A 16801-nucleotide genomic window follows, 5' to 3' on the forward strand; every position below is an offset into this window, starting at 1 on the left:
GCCGTACTACTCGGGAGTTCATGAATTGCAGCACGTGAAGGGGGTCCGTTCCAAACAGTGGGAAGCGGGCCCTTTCAGTGGTCCAGGCCTCACATAAAACGGGCATAAAGAGCGAGCCCCGCCAAATGGCGGGGCTCAGGTGAGCGCAGTGACACCGATCGGATGCGTCGGGTGTCCGGGGCGCCCCAATTCTCTGTCGAAATGTTATGAACGCCCGGGCGGCCGTGTCGAAGGACACAGACCGCCCCTGGCAGCGGCATATGACAACCGCCCTGGCCCGTCCTCTACTTGAGGCGCGCCATGAGCGCGTGCTCGACGAGCGTGATGAGGGCGCTCTTGGCGTCGGCGCGGTGGCGGGCGTCGGTGGTGATGATGGGGGTGTCGGGGCCGATCTGGAGGGCCTCGCGGACCTCTTCCGGCTGGTAGGGCTGGTTGCCGTCGAAGCCGTTGAGGGCGATGACGAAGGGGAGGCCCGAGTTCTCGAAGTAGTCGACGGCGGGGAAGCAGTCGGCGAGGCGGCGGGTGTCGACGAGCACGACGGCGCCGATGGCGCCGCGCACGAGGTCGTCCCACATGAACCAGAAGCGGTCCTGACCCGGCGTACCGAAGAGGTACAGGATGAGGTCCTGGTCCAGGGTGATGCGGCCGAAGTCCATGGCGACGGTCGTCGTCGTCTTGCCACCGGTGTGCGTCAGATCGTCGATGCCGGCCGACGCGGAGGTCATGACGGCTTCGGTACGCAGCGGGTTGATCTCCGAGACGGCGCCGACGAACGTGGTCTTGCCCACGCCGAAGCCGCCCGCCACCACGATCTTCGCGCTGGTGGTCGATCTGGCCGCGCCGCCGCTAGAGCTTGCGAAGTCCACTGAGCACCCTTTCGAGCAGTGTCACGTCCGGCGTGCCGCCGGTCTCTCCGTTGCCCGGCTGGTGGATCGCCACCATGCCGGCCTCCGCCAGGTCGGCCACGAGGATCCGGGCGACACCGAGCGGCATCGACAGGAGGGCCGACACCTCGGCCACCGACTTGACCTCGCGGCAGAGGTGGCAGATCCGCTGGTGCTCCGGCAGGAGCGTCGCGAGGTGTGCCGGGTCGGCCGTGGTGCTGACCAGCGCCTCGATGGCGAGCTGGTAGCGCGGCCGGGTCCGGCCGCCGGTCATCGCGTACGGACGCACCAGCGGCTGGTCGCCCTCGTGTCCGTACTCGTCGACTGAGGCGCCGTACGGATCGTGAGAGGCGGGGGGCGGGGTCATGAATCCTCCGGGCGTGACAGCAAGAGTTCTGCCGTCTGATGGGGCCGGTGGGGGGCCGGGTGGGGCGGCCGGACGATGAACAGTGCCCAGAACGGTACGGAGGGGCGTACCGCCCTGCGGTTCGGTCGGTGCGGACGGATGTGGGGTCCGTCCGCCGTGCGTGACCTAGTGGAGCAGGCTGCCCTGGAGCTCCGCACGGAGATCCGGGGTGAGGACGCTGCCGGCCCGGTCGACCAGCAGCGCCATCTCGTAGCCCACGAGGCCGATGTCGCACTCGGGGTGCGCGAGAACGGCCAGCGAGGAGCCGTCGGAGACGGACATCAGGAAGAGGAAGCCGCGCTCCATCTCCACCACGGTCTGCGCGACGGGTCCGCCCTCGAAGATCCGGGACGCGCCCGCGGTCAGCGAGGTCAGTCCGGATGCGACCGCCGCCAGCTGGTCGGCGCGGTCGCGGGGGAATCCTTCGGACATGGCCAGCAGGAGTCCGTCGGCGGAGACCACCACCGTGTGCGACACCCCGGGGGTGTTGTCCACGAAGTTGGTGATCAACCAGTTCAGATTCTGCGCCGCCTGGCTCATCGCGTTCAACTAACGCTCCTGCTGATGGTTCGGACCGAGGTGGTGGCTACCCGTGGTCGAGTTGCCGGCCTGGCGGCCCTGCTGGATGCCGCGGCGCAGATTCGTGAGCCGGCCGCGGACGTCGTCGGGTGCACGCGAGACCTGGGGGCCGGCCGTGTGGGCCTGCTCCTGTGCGGTCCCGGGTACGAGGTTGGCCTTCGGCACACGGCGCGGAAGACCGGAGGTGGTGACGCCGCCGGCCGCGGGCTTGCGCACCCGCTCCGCCTGGCGCACCAGCTCGTCGTTGGGCGAGGTCCGCCAGGCGGCCCCGCCGTTCTGGCGGCCGTCGGCGGCCGGGTCACCGGCCGGACGGGGCGCGGGAGCGGACGGCTGCGACACGACCGGGGTCGGCATCGTCTGCGTCAGGTCCACCTGCTGCGGAGCCTGCTGCTGCGCCTGCTCCTGCGGGTACCAGTTGGCATCCAGGCTGTCGTACAGCGGGGTACGGGCCTCACCCGCGCCACCGGCCGGCGGCAGGGCCTCCGGACGGCGCGGCTGCTGGAGCTGCGGCTGCTGCGGGCGGACCGGCTCGGCCGGACGCGGGGCACCGAAGTCCTCGCCGGTCCGCTGACGCGGCGCCGGGGGCTGGGCCTGCGGGGCCTGCTGCTGCGCCTGCGGTACGAAGGGCTGCCGGCCGAACTGCTGCTGCTGGCCGCCCTGGTACGCCTGGGGCTGCGGGGCCTGCGGCTGCTGCTGCGGGGCACCGAAGTCCGGGCGCGGGAACTGACCGGTGGAGCCGGGACCCTGCGGGGCACCGAAGTCGGGGCGCGGGAACTGCGCCGTCGACGCCGGGTCCTGCTGGTACGCCTGCGGCTGCTGCGGGGCCTGCTGCTGCGGGGCACCGAAGTCCGGGCGCGGGAACTGGCCCGTGGAACCGGGACCCTGCGGAGCCGCCGGCCCGCCGAACAGGCCCGCCGACTCCGGCTCCTCGTGGCCGCGCGGGGCGTCCAGCGGGGACATCTCCTGCTGCGGGCGCCGGACCGGCTGCTGCTGCGGGTCGTTGCCCCAGCTCGCGGCCTGCGGGCGCTGCGGCTGGGGGTTCCCGCCGGGCAGCTCGGCGCGCGGGAAGTCGTACCCGCCCTGCTGGTTGCCCTGCTGCGGCTGCTGCGGCTGCTGGGCGGCGGGGCCTGACTGGTTGCCCCACACGTCCGTACGGGACGGAATGGCGCTCGCGGCGCCGCCGATGAGGCCGCTCCCGCCGGGGCCCGGACGCAGCGCGTCGGGCGACTGGGGAGCCTGCGGGGCCTGGGGGACCTGCGGCAGCCGGCCGGTCTGGTCCAGCTGCGCGTTCTGCGGCTGCGGGGTGCGGGACTGCGGCGCGCCCTGCGGACCGCCGGCGAGCGGGGCACCGTCACGGGCGGGCAGCGCGGCCCGGGGACCGCTCGCACCGACCTGACCGCGCGCGGCACCGGCGCCGAGACGGCCGGCCGCCGAGGCCGGCGCACCGCCCTGGCCCGGACGCCCGCCGGGGAGACCCGGGGCACCGGGACCACCGGCCGCACCGGGACCGCCGGCCGCGCCGGGGCCGCCGGGGAGACGGCCGCCGGGGGCGGAGGCACCCTGCGGCATCGCGCCCTGGCCGCCCGCGCCCGGCTTGGGCATGGGCTTCTTGCCGCCCTGGGCGACGTCGACGGGGAGCATGACGAGCGCGGTGGTGCCGCCCGAGTCGGACGGGCGCAGCTGGATGCGGATGCCGTGTCGCAGGGACAGGCGGCCGACCACGAACAGACCCATGCGGCGGGAGACCGAGACGTCCACGGTGGGCGGCGAGGCGAGCCGCTCGTTGATCGCGGCGAGGTCCTCGGGGGAGAGGCCGATGCCGGTGTCGTGGATCTCGACGAGCACACGGCCGTCGGGCAGCGCGTGACCGGTGACCCGGACCTTGGTCTGCGGGGAGGAGAACGAGGTGGCGTTCTCGAGCAGCTCGGCGAGGAGGTGGACGAGGTCGTTGACGACGCGGCCGGCGACCTCGGTCGCCGGGACCGCGGCCAGTTCGATGCGCTCGTACTGCTCCACCTCGGAGGCGGCGGCACGGAGGACGTCGACCAGCGGGACCGGGCGGGTCCAGCGGCGGCCGGGCTCTTCACCCGCGAGGACGAGGAGGTTCTCGCCGTTCCGGCGCATACGGGTCGCGAGGTGGTCGAGCTTGAACAGCGAGGAGAGCTGGTCCGGGTCGGCCTCGCGGGACTCCAGCTCGGAGATGAGCGAGAGCTGACGCTGGATGAGGCCCTGGGAACGCCGCGAGAGGTTGGTGAACATCGCGTTGACGTTGCCCCGGAGGAGGGCCTGCTCGGCGGCGAGGCGGACCGCCTCGCGGTGCACGTCGTCGAAGGCCGCGGCCACCTGGCCGATCTCGTCCCGGGAGTGCACACCGACGGACTCGACGGAGGTGTCGACGTCCTGCGGGTCCGACTCGGAGAGCTGCTTGACGAGCTCGGGCAGACGGTCCTGGGCGACCTTGGTCGCGGTGTCCTGGAGCCTGCGCAGCGAGCGGATCATGGACCGGGCCACGACGAAGGCGCCGATGAGCGAGACGCCGAGGACGAGGAGGATCAGCGCACCGTTGATGATGGCGTCGCGCTGCGACTCCTGCTTCAGCTCACGCGCCATGGTCTCCATGTCACCGAGCAGACCTCGCTCGATGCGGTTCATGGCGGCGATCTTGGTGCTGTACTCGTCGGTGAAGTTCAGATAGCCACGCGGGGTGGTGCCCGCCTGCAGGGCGTTGTCCGAGTTCAGCACGCGCTCGGCGTACTTGTTGGCGGCGTTGATCGACGGGTCGCCGCTGTTCAGCGACTCGGTCCGCTCGGCGGCGTCACCGCCGGCCGACTCGTAGATCGACTGGAAGGACTTGAGCTCGACGCCCTCACTGTTGAGGGCGGCCTCGCCGTAGAGACGGTCACCCTGCTCCAGCCGGCCGCGCTTCTGGTCGCTCGGGGGCAGCGCGGCCGCGATGATCGCCTGCTGGATGGAGGCGTACTCCTTGGCGGACGAGAACGCGGCGAGCGCGCGGGTCCGCTTGATCATCTCGGGGTTGCTGGTCGCCTGCGCCATGTCCTGGGACAGGCTGAGGAGCGAGCGGATGAGGCGGCTGTACGCCTCGACCGTCACCGAGTTCGACGCGCTCTTCGAGTAGGCGGTGCCCCGGATCGAGTGGAGCTCGGCCAGCTGCGAGGCGATCTGGCTGACGTTCTGGCGGATGCTGAGCAGCGCCTCGTCGCCCTCGGAGACCGGGATGTCCTCGGTCGCGTCGAGGAAGGCCTTGTACTCGCGGTCCGTCCGGCGGCGCTGGTTGGCGACCGGGTAGTCGCTGACCGGGCGGCCGTTGGCCAGCGGGCCGGCGGACAGGTCGCGCTCGGCCTGCAGGGCCTGCGCGAGGTCCGTCGCCTCTCGGGTCAGCTTGGTGAGCAGCTGCATGTGGTCGAGCTGCTCCATGTCCTGGAGCGAGTCGCTGATGCGGATGCCGCCCAGGGTGGTCGCGGCGACCACGGGGAGGGTGAGGAGTGCGACCAGACGCGTGGAGATGCGCCAGTTGCGCAGGGCTATTCGCGGGCCGACCTCGTTCTCGGCGCGGGCCTTGGCGGGCGCGGCGGCCGGCTCGGCGGACTTGGCCGCGGAGCTCGCGCGCCTGCCGCCGTCACCGCCCTCGCCGGACGGTCCCTGACCCTGGTTCGGGGTGTGCGAGGCCGAGGGACCGCGGTCGGTCCCGGCACGCGGTTCCTGCTCCGCCGGAGCATCCGCTCGGCCCTGGCGGGCCTGGGGAGACCCCGAGCCATCCCTCTTGAAACGTCCCTGCACTAGCGTCGCAACCTCTGGACCAGGCGTCCTTCCGGGTGAACGGAGAGGACGGTGTCGGCGTCGATCGGGGCGCGTGGAGCGCCCCAGGTGGTCGTCGGTGACCGGCGCAGTTCCCCCTTCCCCGCCACTCGGCCGGCGCTGCGTTGCGCCCCCTGCGTGCCGGCTTGAAACCCGCGGCGGTGCGTGGAATTCCAGCACAGTGCCGGATCTCCAACAAGGGCCGCGTGTCGCGGCGTGAGGGCTATGACAACGTGTGCACGGAACGTCACCCCATGTAGAAGATGATCACGGAGGATTCGGACTTTTCCAGCCCAATGGGCGGGCATCCCCGTGTGTCCCAGTCGACATGATCAGGAGCGGAATAGCTCATTCAGTGGCGGAATGTCCCTTTCCGTGGTGACCGGCGACCGTCCGTAATGCCCGGAATATGTAGCGAGTGGTGAGCAAACTCACACCCGAATCGATGCCTCAGCCATGCATTCGAAGGGAATCGCATGTTTAGCCTGACGCTTTACACCCCTTCGCGCCCGTACGGGCGCCCCTCCCGGAACAAGGTCTGATCACCGCGATGAAGACGACGACGCTCCGCAAGACGGCCAACCCCCGCCGCTCCACCCTCGTCCACCTCTCGGACGCCGCAGACCTCGGCCGGGGCGCCCAGCCGGAGTACTCGGTCGAGCTGCCGGGCAACACGGCCAACCCGCGCCGCACGATCCTGATGCAGGCCCCGGCGCCGTACCAGCCCCAGCCGTACGCCACCGCGTCCCGCTGACCCGGGCGGGCCCCGGCCCGCGGCGCCTTCGTCATCACCCCCGGTGATATCGCCGGGCGGCCGCCCCTCGCCGCGTTAGCCTGGAGCGTCAGACTCCAGCCAGTACCAAGTGAGGGGCGACAGCACTCGTGCGCATCGCCAGATTCTCCATCGACGGCAATGTGGCCTTCGGCGCCGTCGAGGGCGAGGACCCCGCCGAGTCCGCCGCGTCCGGCGGCCTCGTCCTCGACATCATCAAGGGCATCCCGTACACCGACTTCGAGCTCAGCGGCACCAAGGTCCCGCTCAGCAAGGTACGGCTCCTGCCGCCCGTGCTCCCCAACAAGGTCGTGGCCATCGGCCGCAACTACGCCGAGCACGCCGCCGAACTCGGCAACGAGGTCCCCGACGTCCCCGTCGCCTTCTTCAAGCCCACCACCTCGGTGATCGGCTCCGGCGACGCCATCGAGTACCCCTCCTTCTCCAACGAGCTGCACCACGAGGCCGAACTGGCCGTGGTCATCGGCCGCATGTGCCGCGAGGTGCCCCGCGAGCGCGTGAAGGACGTCATCTTCGGCTACACCTGCGCCAATGACGTCACCGCCCGCGACGCCCAGCAGCGCGAGAAGCAGTGGGCCCGCGCCAAGGGCTTCGACACCTCCTGCCCCCTGGGTCCCTGGGTGGAGACCGACCTCGACCCGAGCGACCTGACCATCCAGGCGACGGTCAACGGCGAACAACGCCAGCTGGGTCGGACGAGCGACATGATCCGCTCCATCGAGGACCTGGTCGTCCACATCACCGAGGCCATGACGCTGCTCCCGGGCGACGTCATCCTCACCGGCACCCCCGCCGGGGTCGGCCCCCTCAACGTCGGCGACGAGGTCGCCGTCACCATCGAAGGCATCGGCACTCTCACCAATAAGGTGATCAAGCGTGGCTAACGCGAACATCCGCGTCCGTTTCTGTCCCTCGCCGACCGGCAACCCCCACGTGGGTCTGGTCCGCACCGCCCTCTTCAACTGGGCCTTCGCCCGGCACAACCAGGGCACCATGGTCTTCCGCATCGAGGACACGGACGCCGCTCGCGACTCCGAGGAGTCGTACAACCAGCTGCTCGACTCTCTGAAGTGGCTCGGCCTCGACTGGGACGAGGGCCCCGAGGTCGGCGGCCCCCACGCGCCGTACCGCCAGTCGCAGCGGATGGACATCTACAAGGACGTCGCCGACAAGCTGCTCGCCGGCGGGTACGCGTACCACTGCTTCTGCACCGCCGTGGAGCTGGAGGCCCGCCGTGACGCCGCCCGGCTGGCCGGCAAGCCGTCCGGTTACGACGGCACCTGCCGCAACCTGAGCGCCGAGCGCATCGAGCGCTACCGCTCCGAGGGGCGCGAGTCCATCGTCCGCTTCAAGATGCCCGACGAGCCGATCACCTTCACGGACCTGGTCCGCGGCGAGCTCACCTTCACCCCGGACAACGTGCCGGACTACGGCATCCTCCGGGCCAACGGCGCCCCGCTGTACACGCTCGTCAACCCGGTCGACGACGCCCTGATGGAGATCACCCACGTCCTGCGCGGCGAGGACCTGCTCTCCTCCACCCCGCGGCAGATCGCGCTCTACAAGGCGCTCATCGAGCTCGGCGTCGCCAAGGAGATCCCCTCCTTCGGCCACCTGCCGTACGTGATGGGCGAGGGCAACAAGAAGCTCTCCAAGCGCGACCCGCAGGCCTCCCTCAACCTCTACCGGGAGCGCGGCTTCCTCCCCGAGGGCCTCCTGAACTACCTGTCGCTCCTGGGCTGGTCCTTCTCGGCCGACCAGGACCTCTTCACCATCCCCGAGATGGTGGCGAAGTTCGACATCGCCGACGTGAACGCCAACCCGGCGCGCTTCGACCTCAAGAAGGCCGAGTCGATCAATGCCGACCACATCCGCATGCTGGACGTGAAGGCCTTCGCCGAGGCGTGCGAGCCCTGGCTCCAGGCCCCGCACGCCCCCTGGGCGCCCGAGGACTTCGACCGCGAGGCCTGGGAGCGGATCGCCCCGCACGCCCAGACCCGCCTGACCGTCCTCTCGGACATCACGGCCAACGTGGACTTCCTCTTCCTGTCCGAGCCGGTCTTCGACCAGCCCTCGTGGGACAAGGCCATGAAGGGCGAGCCCGCGGCCCTGCTGACCACCGCCCGCGAGAAGCTGGTGGACGCCGACTGGAACGACCCCGAGTCGCTCAAGAACGCCGTCCTGGCCGCCGGCGAGGCCCACGGCCTCAAGCTCGGCAAGGCGCAGGCCCCGGTCCGCGTCGCCGTCACCGGCCGCACGGTCGGCCTGCCGCTCTTCGAGTCCCTGGAGATCCTGGGCAAGGAGAAGACCCTGGCCCGCATCGACGCGGCCCTGGCGAAGCTCGCCGGCTGATCCGCGCCGTACGCCAAGAGGGGCGGTATCCGGAATGCTCCGGGTGCCGCCCCGAGGCGTTGTCGGACCCGCCGCTAGGGACGGCGGTATTGCGCACGATGCCCGAGAGACTCACCGCCATGCCGAGCCTCGCCCCGGACTTCACCCGGAGTGTGCAAAGGCTTGCAAGACTCTGTCTCTCCTCGCCTCTCGGGATCTGGCATGCCGTGTCCGTGACGGGCTCGACCACTCCACCGACACGTGGGCGGCGCGCAAACGGGAGCTGACCGCCCTCTCGTCGTCCCGGTGGGCGGGTTCGGTCACCTCGAACACGCATGACCAGTGGGGCCTGTCCCGGCGCGCCCAGCACGCGCATCTGCGGTCTCTGGACGCGGGTATCGGGATGCTCCGGCACCGGCTGTCGCTGCCGGTCGGGGAGAAGGGATCCCGGGGCAGGCCCGGCGGCGGGAACGAGACGATCCGTGTCACCCCCGACGGCGAGATCAGTATCAGGCTGCCCGCGCCGCTCGCCGGTCTGGCCAACGCGAAACACGGCCGGTACGTCCTGGCCGCGAAGGTTTCGTTCTCGCATCGAGGCGAGGAGTGGCGCGACCGCGTCGCAGAGAACCGGGCTGTCGCTTACCGCATCCACCTGGACGTGGTCCGTGGCCGCTGGTATCTCGACGCCTCCTGGACTCGTAAGGCCCTCCCCGTCGTCCCGCTCGCCACGCTCCGGGCCGGTGGAGTGGCCGGTGTGGACATGAACGCCGATCACCTCGCCGCCTGGCAGTCGGACGCTCATGGCAACCCGACCGGCCAGCCCGGCCGCTTCGACTACGACCTGACGGGTTCCACCGGCCACCGTGACGCCCAGCTCCGCCACGCCCTCACCCGCCTCCTGCACTGGGCTCAGGTGACCGGAGTGCAAGCGGTCGCCATCGAGGACCTCGACTTCACCGACTCCACCACCCGCGAGAAACACGGCCACAGGAAGAGGTTCCGGCAGCTCGTCTCCGGCATCCCCACCGGGAAGCTCCGCGCATGCCTCGTGTCGATGTGCGCGGAAGCCGGTATCGGCGTGATCGCCGTCGACCCGGCCTGCACCTCGAAGTGGGGAGCGGAGCACTGGCAGAAGCCGCTAACTACGAAGAACCGCAAGACCAGCCGACATGCCGCCGCCGCGGTGGCGATCGGCAGACGCGCCCTTGGGCACCGGATCAGGCGACGGACGGCACCGCCCCACGACGACCAGAGCGATCGTCGTGGGCATCGGACCGCCCAGGCCCGACCCGATACCCGAGGACGTGAGGAAACCCGCCCCCGCGTACCCGGACCACGGACACGATCCGTGCAGCCGGACGCGGAGCGAACGCGGGGGACCAGCGCATCCAAAACCGTTCGGGATGCGCCAGTCGACCGGGTGTGGGTCCAAGACCCACTCCTGCTCACTGTTTAGGGACGGTACCGTCGTCTCCATGGCCATCCGCGCGGTGCTCTGGGACATCGACGACACGCTCTTCGACTACGCGAGCGCGGACCGGACCGGGATGCGGGCGCATCTCGCGGCCGAGGGACTGCTCGGGGCGTACGGCTCCGTCGAGGAGGCCCTGCGGCGCTGGAAGGAGCTCACGGAGCTGCACTGGCGCCGGTACGAGGCCCGGGGCGGGGACTTCCGGGACCAGCGGCGCGACCGCGTACGGGACTTCCTCGGCCGGCCGGAGCTCACCGCCGCCGAGGCCGACGACTGGTTCGACCGGTACGTGGTCCATTACGAGGCCGCCTGGGAGCTCTTCCCCGACACCGTGCCCGTCCTCGACCTGCTGGCCCGTGACTACCGTCACGGGGTCCTGTCGAACTCCAGCATCCACAACCAGGACCACAAGCTCCGCGCGCTGGGCGTACGGGACCGCTTCGAGGCCGTCCTGTGCGCCGCCGAGCTCGGCGTGGCCAAGCCCGCCCCCGAGGCCTTCCACGCCGCCTGCACCGCCCTGGACCTGCGCCCCCACCAGGTGGCGTACGTCGGGGACCACCCGGACATCGACGCCCGGGGCGCGGTGGAGGCGGGCCTCCGCGGCATCTGGCTGGACCGCGCGGGGACCGGCGGAAGGCCCGAGCTGACCCGGATCACCGACCTCCGCCAGCTCCCCGCGCTGCTGCGTGCGGATACGCGTTTTGGAGCACCGTCCACCTTCGGGTAATGTTCTTTCTGCGCCGAGGGGAACGGGCCGAAAGGCCGGAAAGCCCCGGAAGCGCAAGCCGAGCAAGATCCCTTCTCGAAGTGATCGCGCCCCGGTGGCCTATGGTGTAATTGGCAGCACGACTGATTCTGGTTCAGTTAGTCTTGGTTCGAGTCCAGGTAGGCCAGCTCGCAGAGCTCATCTGCAAACCGTGGATGGCATCCACAAAGCCCCCGTTGTGTAGCGGCCTAGCACGCCGCCCTCTCAAGGCGGTAGCGCCGGTTCGAATCCGGTCGGGGGTACAGATCCTTCCCGCAGGGTCACCTGGGTAGCTCCCGGTGGTACTGATGCAGGATCGCTAGGGCCCCCGTTGTGTAGCGGCCTAGCACGCCGCCCTCTCAAGGCGGTAGCGCCGGTTCGAATCCGGTCGGGGGTACGACGCTGGTCTAACCACGTATTGGTCTATGGTGTAATTGGCAGCACGACTGATTCTGGTTCAGTTAGTCTAGGTTCGAGTCCTGGTAGACCAGCTCGGATCCGAGGCGGTATTAATTTACCGCTTGTGTGATCCAACGCCCCCGTTGTGTAGCGGCCTAGCACGCCGCCCTCTCAAGGCGGTAGCGCCGGTTCGAATCCGGTCGGGGGTACCAGACGAAGAAGCCCTTCCCTTCGGGGGAGGGCTTCTTCGCTGTTCGCGTCCGCCCTCTGTGCGCGGGAACACAACTCCGGCCCACCGCTGCGGCGTTGGAGCGGTGGGCCGGTACGAACAGGAGGAACGGAGAAGCTCAGCCGTTGCGGCGGAGCGCCTCGGAGAGACGGGCGGCGGCATCGATGACCGCCTGGGCGTGCATACGGCCCGGGTGGCGCGTCAGACGCTCGATCGGCCCGGAGACCGACACGGCGGCCACCACGCGGTTCGAGGGGCCGCGTACGGGCGCGGAGACGGACGCGACGCCCGGCTCCCGCTCACCGATCGACTGGGCCCAGCCACGGCGCCGTACGCCCGACAGGGCCGTCGCCGTGAAGCGGGCGCCCTGGAGGCCGCGGTGCAGCCGCTCGGGCTCCTCCCAGGCCATCAGGATCTGCGCGGACGAGCCGGCCTTCATGGTCAGCGTCGAGCCGACCGGGACCGTGTCCCGCAGGCCCGAGAGCCGCTCGGCCGCCGCCACGCAGATGCGCATGTCGCCCTGGCGCCGGTAGAGCTGGGCGCTCTCGCCGGTGACATCGCGCAGATGCGTCAGAACCGGGCCCGCGGTCGCGAGCAGGCGGTCCTCGCCGGCCGCGGCGGCGAGCTCCGCCAGGCGCGGTCCGAGGATGAACCGGCCCTGCATGTCACGCGCCACCATCCGGTGGTGTTCCAGTGCCACGGCCAGTCGGTGGGCCGTGGGTCGTGCGAGTCCCGTCGCCGCGACCAGTCCTGCGAGGGTGGCCGGACCGGACTCCAGGGCGCTCAGGACAAGGGCTGCCTTGTCGAGAACGCCTACGCCGCTAGAGTTGTCCATGCAACGATATTCGCGTCTCACTCTGTGAAACGCAAGTTCAATTTTTCTCGGAACCTGTGACCCTGGAGATGCGGCCGCACAACGGCCCGCGAAACGGGTCTCTAGTTGTGCCGGCGTAGACGTCGGCCGGAGGGAAAGCGATGGGTAGGACACTCGCGGAGAAGGTCTGGGACGACCACGTCGTCCGGCGCGCCGAGGGCGAGCCCGACCTCCTCTTCATCGATCTGCACCTGCTGCACGAGGTCACCAGCCCGCAGGCCTTCGACGGCCTCCGGCAGAACGGCCGGCAGGTGCGGCGCCTCGACCTCACCATCGCCACCGAGGACCACAACACCCCGACCCTCGACATCGACAAGCCGATCGCGGACCCGGTCTCCCGAGCCCAGCTGGAGACCCTCCGCAAGAACTGTGCCGAGTTCGGCGTCCGGCTGCACCCGCTGGGCGACGTCGAGCAGGGCGTCGTCCACGTCGTGGGACCCCAGCTGGGTCTGACCCAGCCCGGCACCACCGTGGTCTGCGGCGACTCGCACACCTCCACGCACGGCGCCTTCGGCGCGCTGGCGTTCGGCATCGGCACCAGCCAGGTCGAGCACGTGCTGGCCACCCAGACGCTGCCGCTGGCCCGCCCGAAGACCATGGCCATCACGGTCGACGGCGAGCTGCCCGAGGACGTGACCGCCAAGGACCTGATCCTGGCGATCATCGCGAAGATCGGCACCGGCGGCGGCCAGGGCTACATCCTGGAGTACCGCGGCTCCGCCATCGAGAAGCTCTCGATGGAGGCCCGGATGACCATCTGCAACATGTCGATCGAGGCCGGCGCCCGCGCGGGCATGATCGCCCCCGACGAGACCACCTTCGCCTATCTGAAGGGCCGCGCCCACGCCCCCGAGGGCGAGGACTGGGACGCCGCCGTCGCGTACTGGAAGACCCTGAAGTCCGACGAGGACGCGGTCTTCGACGCCGAGGTCGTCATCGACGCCGCCGCGCTGGCGCCGTTCGTCACCTGGGGCACCAACCCCGGCCAGGGCGCGCCGCTTTCGGCGAACGTCCCCGACCCGGCTTCGTACGAAGACGCTTCGGAGCGCCTGGCCGCCGAAAAGGCCCTGGAGTACATGGGGTTGACCGCCGGACAGCCGCTGCGCGACATCAAGGTCGACACCGTCTTCGTAGGCTCCTGCACCAACGGCCGCATCGAGGACCTGCGCAACGCCGCCGCCCTCCTGGAGGGCCGCAAGGTCGCCGACGGCGTCCGCATGCTGGTCGTCCCCGGCTCGGTCCGGGTCGCCCTGCAGGCCGTCGAAGAGGGCCTGGACAAGGTCTTCAAGGAGGCCGGCGCCGAATGGCGGCACGCGGGCTGCTCGATGTGCCTGGGCATGAACCCCGACCAACTGGCGCCCGGTGAGCGCTCCGCGTCCACCTCCAACCGCAACTTCGAGGGCCGGCAGGGCAAGGGCGGCCGGACGCACCTGGTCTCCCCCCAGGTCGCCGCCGCCACCGCCGTCCTGGGCCACCTGGCCTCCCCGGCCGATCTGTCCGACGTCGCCACCACCGCGGGGGTCTGAGGAACCATGGAAGCTTTCACCACGCACACCGGCCGGGCCGTCCCGCTGCGCCGCAGCAACGTCGACACCGACCAGATCATCCCGGCGCACTGGCTGAAGAAGGTCACCCGCGACGGCTTCGAGGACGGTCTCTTCGAGGCCTGGCGCAAGGACTCCGAGTTCGTCCTCAACCGCCCGGAGCGGCAGGGCGCCACGGTCCTGGTCGCCGGCCCCGACTTCGGCACCGGCTCCTCCCGCGAGCACGCCGTCTGGGCGCTCCAGAACTACGGCTTCCAGGCCGTCATCTCCTCCCGCTTCGCCGACATCTTCCGCGGCAACTCGCTGAAGAACGGCCTGCTGACCGTCGTCCTCCCGCAGGAGACGGTGGACGCGCTCTGGGAGCTGACCGAGGCCGACCCGACCGCCGAGATCACCGTCGACCTGGAGGCCCGCAAGGTCCTGGCCGCCGGGATCGACGCCGACTTCGAGCTCGACGAGAACGCCCGCTGGCGTCTGCTGAACGGTCTCGACGACATCAGCCTCACCCTTCAGAACGAAGCCGACATCGCGGCCTACGAGGCGGCTCGACCGGCCTACAAGCCCCGTACAATTACGGTCTGAGCAGCGCTTTTCCACGACTGCGCCCCCCACCGCCCGGTGGGGGGCGCAGTCGCTTGTTGAGACCCTGTCGGGCGACAACTCGCCCTAGATGGCACAATCGGTGCATGGAACGCGACAGCCAACTCGAGCTCTACGAGGCAGTCGCCGCCCGATTGAAGGAAGCGCACACAAGGGTGCGCTCACTGCAAGTCCCGGAGGGCGTAAGGATGGCGCTGTCCCGGAAGCTGCTGGTCGTCACGGCAGCGGCGAAGCACGATCTCAAGGACGCGGCAACGCGTCTCGACCGGTTGATGAAGGACCTCGATGAGGGCCGATTCCCAGAGGACGACTGACACCAGGAACTCCGCAACGGGACTTCCGCGTTGCGGCACTAGGGTGATTAGACCGTTTCGTGTTTGATTTGCGGTATATACATGCCTAACGTGCGAAAAAGCTTGAACACTTTCGTTCTGGCAATGTCTCCGAAGGGGAAGACGTGAACAAGGCGCAGCTCGTAGAAGCGATTGCCGACAAGATGGGCGGTCGTCAGCAGGCCGCCGAAGCCGTCGACCACGTGCTCGACGCCATCGTGCGTGCCGTGGTGGCCGGCGACCGGGTCTCGGTCACGGGTTTCGGCTCGTTCGAGAAGGTCGACCGGCCCGCCCGCTACGCCCGCAACCCGCAGACGGGTGAGCGGGTCCGGGTCAAGAAGACCTCCGTCCCGCGCTTCCGTGCAGGTCAGGGCTTCAAGGACCTGGTCAGCGGCTCGAAGAAGCTCCCCAAGGGCGGCGAGGTCTCCGTCAAGAAGGCCCCCAAGGGCAGCCTCACCGGTGGCGCCTCCGCGACCGTGAAGAAGGCCGCCGCCAAGAAGGCCACCACCGCCAAGAAGGCCGCCGCGAAGAAGGCGACCCCGGCGAAGAAGGCCACCACGGCCGCCGCCAAGAAGGTGACGCCGGCGAAGAAGACCACCGCGGCCGCCAAGAAGGCGACCCCCGCGAAGAAGGCCACCACGGCCGCGGCGAAGAAGACCACCGCCGCCGCCAAGAAGACCACCACGGCCGCCGCGGCCAAGAAGACGGTCGCCAAGAAGACCGCTCCGGCCAAGAAGGCCACGGCGAAGAAGGCGCCCGCCAAGAAGACGACGGCGCGCAAGACCACCGCCGCCAAGAAGACCGCCGCCAAGAAGTAGGACGCGCGGTACCGACCCGCCGGGCCGGGCTTCCCCTCGGGGAGCCCGGCCCGCGGCGCGTCCGGACGCCCCGACGGGCGTCTCAGAACGTCTGCAGCGTCACCAGCGTGATCCGGAGTCCCGCGCCCGAGGTGCCGGGCTCGGCCTCGATCCGCACCCGCTGCCCCGGCCGCAGCAGCCGCAGCCCGCCCGCCTCGAAGGCCTCCGCCCCGAACTCCACGGGGGTGCCGTCGTCGAGCAGCACACTGCCGCTGCGGGTCTCGGGGTCGTACGTGAACGCGGTCGCCTGCATGGACCGCAGCCTATCCGGCCGCCGTCAGCCACCGGGCGGCCGTCCGCGGACCGAGCCCCAGCGCCAGGGCCGCCGCCAGATCCTCCCCGGTGTCCACGTCCCGGCGTACGGAATCCACCCCCGCGAGCCGGATTTCCACCGCGCCCGAAGACAAATGCCGCCGCCTCGACGCGCCCCCGAATGCCGGTTCCAATTCCACCCCCGGAGCCGCCGAGAGGAATGTCGTACCTATTTCGGCGGCATCCGCGAGAAATGCCCGCGGAAAATTGCCGGCCGCGTCCAGGACCCGGGCCAGCTCCGCGGGCCGCAGCGCGGGAAGGTCCGCGTTGAGCGCCGCCACGCGCGCGTGCGGCCGCCCCGCCCGCACCGCACGGGCCCCGTGCGCGAGCGCCGCGTTGAGCCCGGCGGCGGGGGAGTCCGGCACGATACGCGCCCCCAGGGCCGCCAGGGCGGCGGCGGCCACGGGATCGTCCGTGACGACCGCCACATCCCGTACGCGTGCGCAGTTCAGCACCGCCCCCACGGTGTCCTCGGCGAACGCCAGCGCGAGCCGGGGGCGCAGCCGCGCTCCCGCCGCGGCGGCGAGCCTGCTCTTCGCCAGGGCAAGGGGCTTCAGGGGTACGACCAGGGACCAGCCGTCGTCGGCGTCGGTGTGCGTCGGGTGCAGCGGCTTCATCGGGGCCCATTC

The 16801-nt window shown here is 70.5% G+C and carries 16 protein-coding genes and 5 tRNA genes; 14 read left to right on the plus strand and 7 right to left on the minus strand.

Annotated elements, in window-relative coordinates; translation table 11 throughout:
* Positions 1–284: 284 nt before the first annotated feature.
* The 4 genes from AB5J54_RS28250 to AB5J54_RS28265 all read right to left on the minus strand — a co-directional run bounded on the left by AB5J54_RS28250 (position 285) and on the right by AB5J54_RS28265 (position 5667).
* A complete protein-coding gene (locus AB5J54_RS28250; RefSeq protein WP_116158662.1) occupies positions 285–866 on the minus strand; it encodes an ATP/GTP-binding protein in 582 nt (193 codons plus the stop codon).
* A complete protein-coding gene (locus AB5J54_RS28255; RefSeq protein WP_017235980.1) occupies positions 847–1251 on the minus strand; it encodes a DUF742 domain-containing protein in 405 nt (134 codons plus the stop codon). Before AB5J54_RS28255 ends, AB5J54_RS28250 begins: the two co-directional genes overlap by 20 nt.
* 165 nt (positions 1252–1416) lie before the next feature.
* Entirely contained in the window at positions 1417–1830 is a 414-nt protein-coding gene (locus AB5J54_RS28260; RefSeq protein WP_030496942.1) for a roadblock/LC7 domain-containing protein, read from the minus strand.
* Between the two features lie 9 nt (positions 1831–1839).
* Complete coding sequence (locus tag AB5J54_RS28265) at positions 1840–5667, minus strand: nitrate- and nitrite sensing domain-containing protein (RefSeq protein ID WP_369146729.1); 3828 nt, start codon at positions 5665–5667, stop codon at positions 1840–1842.
* Between the two features lie 568 nt (positions 5668–6235).
* On the opposite strand from AB5J54_RS28265, the gene AB5J54_RS28270 reads away from it, so the two are divergent.
* The 10 genes from AB5J54_RS28270 to AB5J54_RS28315 all read left to right on the plus strand — a co-directional run bounded on the left by AB5J54_RS28270 (position 6236) and on the right by AB5J54_RS28315 (position 11636).
* Positions 6236–6439: a hypothetical protein gene (locus AB5J54_RS28270; protein WP_369146730.1), complete on the plus strand. Its 204-nt coding sequence runs from the start codon at positions 6236–6238 to the stop codon at positions 6437–6439.
* 128 nt (positions 6440–6567) lie between these two features.
* Entirely contained in the window at positions 6568–7362 is a 795-nt protein-coding gene (locus AB5J54_RS28275; RefSeq protein ID WP_369146731.1) for a fumarylacetoacetate hydrolase family protein, read from the plus strand.
* Positions 7355–8830 carry a glutamate--tRNA ligase gene (gene gltX / locus AB5J54_RS28280; RefSeq protein WP_369146733.1) on the plus strand — a complete coding sequence of 492 codons (1476 nt, stop codon included), beginning with the start codon at positions 7355–7357 and terminating at the stop codon, positions 8828–8830. The genes AB5J54_RS28275 and gltX overlap by 8 nt, the downstream gene beginning before the upstream one ends.
* A gap of 172 nt (positions 8831–9002) precedes the next feature.
* Positions 9003–10265 (plus strand): hypothetical protein, encoded by a 1263-nt coding sequence (locus tag AB5J54_RS28285; RefSeq protein ID WP_369149477.1) that lies wholly within the window; start codon positions 9003–9005, stop codon positions 10263–10265.
* A 19-nt stretch (positions 10266–10284) separates the two neighbouring features.
* A complete protein-coding gene (locus AB5J54_RS28290; protein WP_369146734.1) occupies positions 10285–11007 on the plus strand; it encodes an HAD family hydrolase in 723 nt (240 codons plus the stop codon).
* A 95-nt stretch (positions 11008–11102) separates the two neighbouring features.
* Positions 11103–11174, plus strand: a tRNA-Gln gene (locus AB5J54_RS28295).
* Positions 11175–11215: 41 nt separating this feature from the next.
* Positions 11216–11288: transfer RNA gene (locus AB5J54_RS28300), tRNA-Glu, on the plus strand.
* Positions 11289–11349: 61 nt separating this feature from the next.
* Positions 11350–11422: transfer RNA gene (locus tag AB5J54_RS28305), tRNA-Glu, on the plus strand.
* Positions 11423–11444: 22 nt separating this feature from the next.
* Positions 11445–11516: transfer RNA gene (locus tag AB5J54_RS28310), tRNA-Gln, on the plus strand.
* 44 nt (positions 11517–11560) lie between these two features.
* Positions 11561–11636 (plus strand) — tRNA-Glu (locus AB5J54_RS28315).
* A 135-nt stretch (positions 11637–11771) separates the two neighbouring features.
* Here AB5J54_RS28315 and ndgR read toward each other — a convergent pair.
* The gene (gene ndgR, locus AB5J54_RS28320) at positions 11772–12488 is read right to left on the minus strand and encodes an IclR family transcriptional regulator NdgR (RefSeq protein ID WP_005311436.1); all 717 of its coding nucleotides are present in this window, start codon (positions 12486–12488) and stop codon (positions 11772–11774) included.
* A gap of 140 nt (positions 12489–12628) precedes the next feature.
* Here ndgR and leuC point away from each other — a divergent pair, with 140 nt between their 5' ends.
* The 4 genes from leuC to AB5J54_RS28340 all read left to right on the plus strand — a co-directional run bounded on the left by leuC (position 12629) and on the right by AB5J54_RS28340 (position 15821).
* Entirely contained in the window at positions 12629–14053 is a 1425-nt protein-coding gene (gene leuC / locus AB5J54_RS28325; RefSeq protein ID WP_369146735.1) for a 3-isopropylmalate dehydratase large subunit, read from the plus strand.
* Between the two features lie 6 nt (positions 14054–14059).
* Positions 14060–14653: a 3-isopropylmalate dehydratase small subunit gene (gene leuD, locus AB5J54_RS28330; RefSeq protein ID WP_369146737.1), complete on the plus strand. Its 594-nt coding sequence runs from the start codon at positions 14060–14062 to the stop codon at positions 14651–14653.
* A 104-nt stretch (positions 14654–14757) separates the two neighbouring features.
* Entirely contained in the window at positions 14758–14985 is a 228-nt protein-coding gene (locus tag AB5J54_RS28335; protein ID WP_015036430.1) for a hypothetical protein, read from the plus strand.
* A 143-nt stretch (positions 14986–15128) separates the two neighbouring features.
* Positions 15129–15821, plus strand: coding sequence for an HU family DNA-binding protein (locus AB5J54_RS28340; protein WP_369146738.1), 693 nt, complete (start codon positions 15129–15131; stop codon positions 15819–15821).
* 82 nt (positions 15822–15903) lie between these two features.
* Here AB5J54_RS28340 and AB5J54_RS28345 read toward each other — a convergent pair whose 3' ends face one another.
* Positions 15904–16113 (minus strand): hypothetical protein, encoded by a 210-nt coding sequence (locus AB5J54_RS28345; protein WP_030551092.1) that lies wholly within the window; start codon positions 16111–16113, stop codon positions 15904–15906.
* 10 nt (positions 16114–16123) lie between these two features.
* Complete coding sequence (cofC, locus tag AB5J54_RS28350; protein ID WP_369146739.1) at positions 16124–16789, minus strand: 2-phospho-L-lactate guanylyltransferase; 666 nt, start codon at positions 16787–16789, stop codon at positions 16124–16126.
* Positions 16790–16801: the final 12 nt, after the last annotated feature.

Source organism: Streptomyces sp. R44 (assembly GCF_041053105.1).
Lineage (GTDB): Bacteria > Actinomycetota > Actinomycetes > Streptomycetales > Streptomycetaceae > Streptomyces.